General features: G+C 47.3%; 4 protein-coding genes. 3 read left to right on the top strand and 1 reads right to left on the bottom strand.

Features of this window, described 5'->3' with window-relative positions; all coding sequences use genetic code 11:
- Positions 1-104: 104 nt before the first annotated feature.
- Complete coding sequence (locus QD208_RS14265) at positions 105-1,046, bottom strand: DMT family transporter (protein WP_279837221.1); 942 nt, start codon at positions 1,044-1,046, stop codon at positions 105-107.
- Between the two features lie 204 nt (positions 1,047-1,250).
- Between QD208_RS14265 and QD208_RS14260 the strand changes: the two genes are divergently transcribed.
- The 3 genes from QD208_RS14260 to QD208_RS14250 all read left to right on the top strand — a co-directional run bounded on the left by QD208_RS14260 (position 1,251) and on the right by QD208_RS14250 (position 6,103).
- Positions 1,251-2,177 (top strand): LysR substrate-binding domain-containing protein, encoded by a 927-nt coding sequence (locus QD208_RS14260; protein WP_279837217.1) that lies wholly within the window; start codon positions 1,251-1,253, stop codon positions 2,175-2,177.
- Between the two features lie 305 nt (positions 2,178-2,482).
- Positions 2,483-3,796, top strand: coding sequence for an O-antigen ligase family protein (locus tag QD208_RS14255; RefSeq protein ID WP_279837216.1), 1,314 nt, complete (start codon positions 2,483-2,485; stop codon positions 3,794-3,796).
- A gap of 858 nt (positions 3,797-4,654) precedes the next feature.
- Positions 4,655-6,103 (top strand): CDP-glycerol glycerophosphotransferase family protein, encoded by a 1,449-nt coding sequence (locus QD208_RS14250; RefSeq protein ID WP_279837215.1) that lies wholly within the window; start codon positions 4,655-4,657, stop codon positions 6,101-6,103.
- Positions 6,104-6,769 lie beyond the last annotated feature (666 nt).

The following is a 6,769-nucleotide window of genomic DNA, read 5'->3' as shown; positions in this document are numbered from 1 at the left end:
AATAGGCGAGTGAAATAGGCGAGTGAAATAGGCGAGTGAAATAGGCGAGTGAAATGTGCGGGAGATACCCATCAGGCAACCCAGACTTCATCAGGCGGGGTATATCACTGATCTGATCCCGTAACAGGTACGCCTTTCGCAACCTCTCGAGGGCCGGCCACACGCTGCTCGGCGCGCAGCGTCCACATCACACCGCCGAGAATCAACAGCATGCCCAGCACTTCATTGGTCTGCGGCCATTGCCAGGCAAGCAGATATCCGTAGAGCAACGCGCAGCAAGTCTCGAAGACAATCATCTGACCGCCCACCGATACCGGCAGGCGCTGGGCCGAGGAATTCCACAGGGCATTGGCGATCCAGGAGCCACCGACCGACATGAACAGGGCTGCGGCAGCGAAGGCCAGCCAGCGTTCAGACGAGAGCTCCAGCGGCAGTATCCGCGGCTGCAAGACGGCGACCAGCACAAGAATCATCACTGCCACGACCCCGGTCGCGATGCCTTGCAGGGTGGACCATTCCCGCGCGGAAAAACGACCGGCCTTGAGTTGCTGAGCATTGCGCAGCGCGAACCATGCCCAGGACATCACGCCGAGCGAGCCACACAGCACGCCGATCAGGTCTCGCCACTCTCCTGCGCCCTGCAGGAAGCGAAGCAGAACAGGCACGTTCATGCAGACGATCCCCACCCCGATCAGCGTCAGGGACAGGCTCACCGACAAGCGGCTCGCCTGAATATGGCGTCTCCCGATCAACATCACCGCCACCGGTACCAGCCCGTTGATCAATGCCGCAATGGCCACGCCGGCATACTGGACGGCCGCCGTCAGCAGGATGAAATATGCCACATTGCCTGTCAGTGCCAATTCCAGCAGCAAGCGGGTATCGCGCGTAGTGAGGCGAGCAGACAGGCGGCGAGCATGGGGCAACGCGATCGCCGCGGCAAACAGCGCATAGAGCCCGAAACGTGCGCAGCTGATGACCACTGGATGGATGTCACCAAGCAGTGAGGGCAACACGATGACGCCTCCCCAGAGGGCGCCTGCCATGCCAGCATGGACTATTGCTTTCTTCATGATGAGTTGCCCTTGTCTTGATCAAGGGGCCATTCTAATGCGTTACTTCGTGATCAAGCAGCGACTTTGCCGCATCCAGCCATTCCATCAAGGAATGCGCGGCGCGAGAGCTGCTTGGAGACATCCGCGCGAGCGCAATGACGAACACAGACACAATTCCAAATACAGGGAGCCCCCATGGCAGGACGTTTTCGCCATCTTCCCTCATTGGAGGGGCTCGCGGCCTTCGAGTCCGTGAGTCGCTTGGGAAGCTTCACCCGTGCCGCCGATGAGCTGTGCCTGACCCAGAGCGCCATCAGCAAGCAGATTCGCGCGCTGGAGGCGTCACTTGGCACGCCGCTGTTCGTGCGCAAGGCGCGCGGTGTCACGCTTTCCAATGCGGGGATGCTCTACCAGCAGCACATTCTCCCGGCGTTGCAAGGGCTCGAGATGGCCGGGCAGCGCCTGCGCGCACTGCAGCACCCTGACACCGTCAGCGTGCTGGCAACGCATGCCGTCTCCCAGTACTGGCTGTTCCCTTGCCTGTTGAGCTTCAGCGCCGAGCACCCCGAGATCACCGTGCACATCCACGCCAGCAACGAGATGGATGCCAGCATGGTGCCGGACCATGATCTCGCGATCCTCTATGGCGACGGCGAATGGCCAGCGCTGGGGGCCACGCCGCTGATTCACGAAGATATCTATCCGGTGGCGCGCCCGGAGGTGATCGAGGAGCAGGGACTTTCGCTGGAAGAGCTGGCCCAGCGCCCGCTGATTCAGCTGGACTCCTCCTGGAACTGCATGGACTGGTCTCATTGGTTCGCCCATTTCGGTATTCGCTACCGCCCGCCCAAGTCTGACATCACCTTAAATCAGCTGACGCTGACCTACGCCGCCATTCAACGAGGCGCCGGCATAGGGCTGGCGTGGGACTTCATGGCGGCGGACGCCATCGTCAAGGGCGAGCTGGTACGTGTCACGGAGCATCGCGCGATCACCGGCCTCGCGGAGCATCTCGTGTTTGACCTCGATCGACCGCTCTCGGCCTCTGCGCGACTGTTCCGGGATTGGCTGATCGCCAAGGCTGGGGAGGGTGGTCCACATAAAGGAAAAGCAAGCCCCTAACAAGAGACACAAGCCCTGCAGCTAAACCCTGTTGACGCTGCGAGTACTGGAGGTATATCCGTATCAAGAATGAGATGCACTAGTAGTTTGGCGTTAGGCTTGGTTTTGACATGATGGTAGTTGCATTGTTAACACTTCAGGTTTGTTTACATTGTCGTGGTCTCTAGAATTGTGTAGAATTCCTCGTCCAGAATTGTAGGGCAACAATGAAGCCTGAAAAGATTATCAAAAGCACATTCTTCAGAGCTATCTGATATACAAAATTCAAGCCAAGTTTTAAAGTCCCCGAGCCAAGAAGAGTTATCATGCAGCCTATAAAGAATTGGTATTCATTAGAGGATAGCCTCGAGCCTCGTTGGCTGGCTTGTATAGGCATCTTGTCATTAATTTTATATTCCTCAATGCAATTTTTGATCCCTGAAACACAGGGAGCAGCCGAAAAAGTCTTGGTGCTAACGGGCTTAATAGCATTTTGTTTATATGGAAAAGGAGTACGCAAAGCTCCACTATTATTGTTGATTGGTTTTCTTTGCTTACAATTGTTCTCGTGGACACTAGGGTTGTGGCAATATCCTCAGTGGGCAATTGATGATCCTAGACTTCAAGATCTGGCCAGGCTGTTCATTTTTATCTGTGTTGCTTGGTGGTTGAAAGGTAGTACACGCAATACACTTATTGTGTGGGGGCTGGCTGTAGCTGGAATCTTGCTAACGACATTGATCGCACCAGATGATGATGGGTGGCTGACGGGATTCACTGGTGAGAGAGTAGGGTTCGGAATCCGTAACAATCAGCATGCATCCATGTTGTTTGGGGTTTCGTTACTGGGCTTGCTTTGTTTTGCTCGTCGCTTTTGGAGTGACGGCAACGCGCGCTATCTAAGGATAACGCTTTGGTGCTTGGCGATGGTGATGGTGATAACCGGCATTGCCGTCGGTCAGACAAGAGCCGTCTGGCTCAGTGCCACGATTGCGAGTGGCATCGGTCTGATTCTCTGGGTTATCAAGTCCGTGCTGGAGGGTAGAACAAGACATCTGACAAAGTATCTCGTCACAATTCTACTATCTATCGTAATTGGGGCAGGTATATTACTCTCTACACTGGGAGACTCTCTTAATCATCGCTTCCATAAAGAGAGCAGTGTGATATCTCAGTTGGTAGATGGCGAGATTACAGAAGTTCCTTATACAAGCATCGGCATTCGTATCAATAGCTGGATTGCGGCGAGCCAGTGGATTGCGGAACGCCCGATGATAGGGTGGGGGCCTGAAGGCCGTCAGTTGGTCATGTCGGAAACGACGTGGCTGCCAGATTGGGTACTGGCCAAATATGGACACCTGCACAATTACTTTCTCGAAACCTGGGTAGAATATGGGGTTGTTGGACTTGTTGCGATGTCCCTATTGGCAATCTGGATTGGCCGTGCCACCTGGCTCGCATGGCGGGGTAATGCGATGCCTGATGATATTGCCTGCTTCGGTTTGATGTTTTTCATTTATTGGATGATAATCAGTAATTTTGAATCCTATAATTCATTCCCGTCAGGCCTGTTTGTACATAATCTAGTTGTCGGTGGTTTGATCACGCATTATTGGCGTTGGCGTCACCAGACTGCGTAATCGAATTTGTAAAGAAGTATGAATAAAGCGTGTCAGATAATTTTGGCGCGCCTTATTCTTGAATACAAGATTGTCGTATGCTACCCAATATGAGCAGGAATTCTAGTTGAATGAAATGAGGCGAGGAATTCCATGTTTTTATGCGGTGTATCATTAAATTATTTTTGAATAATAGCTTGTAAATAATGATCCAACTTTCTGGTTTGATGTATCTCGAGCGATACATCAGATATACACGATCTGCTATGCACTTAACACCATCCAGAGATTGCCTCTAAACTTTTGACTTTCTTACGCTGTTGCTCGCATAGGCAAAGACAGTGAGTGTCGGAGTACTGATAAATAAACAATTCAGTGAAAATAGGAGCCGGATAGTGAAATTAGATGCAAACGATCAATTGCTGACCAAGACAGAAGGCGGGAAATTAAAACCAGAGAAATATCGTGACGACTAAGACGTATTACTATCGTATTTAGAATCGTTCTCATAATAAATCATTAGCATGATCTGATGCTTACGAGTCTGCTCTGTCTCATCCGACGCCGGATGTGCCTCACAAGAACAGCACCGTCTTTGTTCCCCCCTGGTCGCTTCATGCCTATGACGCACACTAAGGTGCTGATTATTCGTGCTTTCTTGATCTAGCACCTGCAGGAAGGTGGGCTTCATTGCCCTGAATCTAGCCAAATATGACGAAAATATGTATAATCCATGAAGCTTTCAATAAAAAACCTCGCTATTTTATCCAACAGGGCACCGTGCTCTCACTACGGCGCCCTGTTTGTCATCTGGCCTCAGGAATTGCCCCAAAATCCTGGGGCGGTAGCGTGCCTAAATAAACAGAGACCCGAGACGTTATGAAAGGCATCTTGCGCAAGATAGGTAAGCATAAATTATTGCCAGTCGTATTTTCCGTTATTTCACTTCTGGCTGCTAGTTTGATAGTAGGTTATGTCACTTCATTCACAATAGCCATATTTTCCCTAGTATGCGGGTTGCAATTCATAACGGGAAAATCGGAAAAGCTAGAGTATTACCTGTCTGGCTTGGAAGTCAAAGAGACTTCCAAAGAAAATCTTGTTAATAAATATGAGCAAAAAATCAATTTCGCTGCCTCACTTGTACCATTATTGACAAGTCAGCTGGGTTTATTTGTACTCCCTATAGTACTACTATATATCGCGATTTCGCTGATTGTTGCATGGCCGGTCATCCTCAAATTATTCAATAGAAAAAAGATAAGAGCGCATGCCGTGAAGGTGCTTGAGGCAGAGCGTCCGACCGTCGCCGTGTACGTAACTGGAATGAAAGGGGTCGCGTATCAAATCAATCAATGGCTTCCTGTATTAGAAAAGCTGGATCAGCCAGTGATTATCATACTTCGTGAGGCTGATATTTTCTCAGGGATGCTGCCTACGAATATTCTTACAGTAACGGCAAGGACACAGATCGACCTTGAGGCCATATTGGGGGATACTACTTCCGTAAAGAAAGTATTATATCCAGCCAATACGATGAAAAACGTACAAGCATTGCGTTATCATCACCTGGATCATATTTTCATCAATCACGGTGAGAGTGATAAAGCCGTTAACCAAAGCAAATTGCTGATGGCCTATGATTACCTGTTTGTGGCTGGCCCTCTTTCTGAAGAGCGTTTGAGAGCTGCAGGGCTTCCGCTGAGAGAAGGGCAAGTGATCCATGTAGGGCGCCCACAAGCTGAAATGGCCTTAAATTACCGTAGCAAAGTAGATAAAATAGAGACTATACTATACGCCCCAACTTGGGAGGGTTACGTAAAGAGTGTTGATTATAGTTCAATAGGAGAGTTGGGCTATAAATTATGCGTTGATATTATAAATGACAAGCGTTACAATTTAATATTCAAGCCGCACCCATATACAGGTGCAATAAATCCAGATCATAAATATTGGTTAAACGAAATCACTAAGTTGTGCGTTAAATACGATATTAAAATTTATAGCACATCTGACTCGATTCATGACGCGATGAACTTAAGCGATATTCTCATATGCGATATATCTAGTGTTATGAATGAGTACTTAGTGACAGGTAAACCTATTATTCTTTGTAATACTCAGGAGTTGACAATTGAAAGTCTTAATATTAGGTATCCTACTTCATGTGCCGCAACGATAGTAAATGAGAATGTCAATATTATAAAAACAATAAGCGAAATTGAAGGTGAAGATAAAGTGTATGAACAACGATTAAAGTCAAGGAAATATTCATTAGGTGATTTTGAGGTTGATCCTATGATGAAATTCTTGGAAGGATTAGATTAAATTTATGGAGCTGTTTTATGCTAAGGCATTTTCATGTTTTTTTTAATGTATGTATATATTTTTATAACATCTCTATAGATTTTCTAAAAGGGAGCATTTTCTTATCCATTTCAAGGTTGTTTCAAATGGTTAGCTTTTTTCTTCCAATTAAAGTATTGATACTTGCTTCTTCAGGAAATGATCAGAGATATAGTAGCTTGCTAACAGATCATTTTAGTTTAGAGCAATACATACTACTTTTTTCATTTATGGTACCGTGTGCATATATTATTTACTTAGTGTTTGGAATTATGCATCGAAGGTGTCTCGATTCAAGTACTGAAATAATTGTCAAAAATAAGCATGTGAACACGCACTTTAAATCAAAGGGATCAAGTGTTGTTAAACTGCATAACCACATTGCAAAAGCTTTGTCAGAAGTTTTACTTGTGGTAATAACGACACTAACTATATTTATATTCGATCCTTTGACAATGTTGTTAATATTTTTAATGTTCATTTCCCTATTAAATAGGATTATCAATAAAACTGTAAGTTTAAAGGACGAAGAAAGAATAGGTGCTTTGAAGTTACATCGTAGACAGTATATTGAGTATTTCTCTTCAATAGGTTTTATTGCAATCTTTGCCTTGCTAGTGGTACAAATTATGTACCTTGATCAAGGCA

It is taken from the genome of Cobetia sp. 29-18-1, assembly GCF_029846405.1.
GTDB lineage: Bacteria > Pseudomonadota > Gammaproteobacteria > Pseudomonadales > Halomonadaceae > Cobetia > Cobetia amphilecti.
Note: the sequence above shows the minus strand (reverse complement) of the source record. Positions and strands in the feature narration are given on the sequence as shown.

Bases quoted from the DNA above. Each gene is read 5' to 3' on its own strand.
- QD208_RS14265 (WP_279837221.1), bottom strand. From the start codon at position 1,046: ATGGCAGGCGCCCTCTGGGGAGGCGTCATCGTGTTGCCCTCACTGCTT.
- QD208_RS14260 (WP_279837217.1), top strand. From the start codon at position 1,251: ATGGCAGGACGTTTTCGCCATCTTCCCTCATTGGAGGGGCTCGCGGCC.
- QD208_RS14255 (WP_279837216.1), top strand. From the start codon at position 2,483: ATGCAGCCTATAAAGAATTGGTATTCATTAGAGGATAGCCTCGAGCCT.
- QD208_RS14250 (WP_279837215.1), top strand. From the start codon at position 4,655: ATGAAAGGCATCTTGCGCAAGATAGGTAAGCATAAATTATTGCCAGTC.